Source organism: Natronobiforma cellulositropha (assembly GCF_025629245.1).
Lineage (GTDB): Archaea > Halobacteriota > Halobacteria > Halobacteriales > Natrialbaceae > Natronobiforma > Natronobiforma cellulositropha.
On the sequence record NZ_JANZXN010000039.1, the window covers coordinates 1 to 1,029 of the forward strand.

Annotated in this window: 1 protein-coding gene; it reads left to right on the top strand. The window is 59.4% G+C overall.

Going from position 1 to position 1,029, the window contains the following annotated elements; all coding sequences use genetic code 11:
• The coding region (locus N0B15_RS15435) for a transposase (RefSeq protein WP_263020614.1) at positions 1–838 on the top strand (838 nt) is incomplete at its 5' end.
• Between the last annotated feature and the right edge of the window lie 191 nt (positions 839–1,029).

The window sequence follows — 1,029 nt, forward strand, 5'->3', positions numbered from 1 at the left end:
CCCGGTCGAACGTGGTCGAAAGCGGGCCGACATCGTGGACGATCTCCTCGACGGTGCGACCGACATCGTCCCCGGCTTAGACCTCGTGATGATGGACCGCGAGTTCGCCAATGATGGCGTCAAAGACGCCTGCGAGGACCACGGTGTCCACTACCTGAATCCGGGTGTGGTGCGGTCCAGCAGCGACCACGAACACCAGATTGCCAAGCTCGCCAGCGAGGACAAAGACTTCGACGTCGTCGAGCAGGAGCGACTCGACGATGGACCGACGCGGAAGGCGGTCTACCTCCCGAAGCGCGAGTGGGAACGAGAAGACGAGGCCGATGACGGCACGGACGTGACGATTCGCCAGGAACTCATCGAAGACTTCGAGGACATCGGCGATACAACATTGCTCTCGGCGGATCGTGACGGCGACTCGCCGTTGAGCAATCTTCTCGATGAAGTAGCGGACGAGGAGGAGATCGACGAGCCGGCACGAGTCGAAGCGCCGACGGTACCCTTCGAGACGAACCTGCCGTGGGTAGACGTCGATCCCGCTGACGAACAGGAGATGAAGCACCAGATCGGGCGGGTAATGGTCCGGTATAAGCGGCGCTGGGGTATCGAAAACGGGTTCAAGAAGCTGAAGACGTTCCTCGCAGAGACACAGTCGCCCGACCACCGGTTCCGGTACTTCAATTTCGCGTTCGCCTGTGTCCTATACAACTGCTGGCGGCTGGTGGATATCCTCGTCCAACTCGAACTGGATGGCGAAGTGGGGGACGGGCCGGCGCTCACGGCGAACTCGTTCCTGACGTTCGCCAAGAAGAATTACGGCCTCGACCCACCCGACTAACCCACTCGTTTCCGCTGGACTCTCCTCACTGGGAAGCGCCAGCGCTGTCCTGAGCGCGGTTTCTCCAGTGATTTCCTGAGATCTATCCGATAGGTTTCTCAGAAGTGCGTTCTCAATGGCTCTCGGAGAGTTCTTTCAGCCTGTTTAGTCGTGAAACCTGTGCATCATAGAGGCATCTTCGCAACATCAGG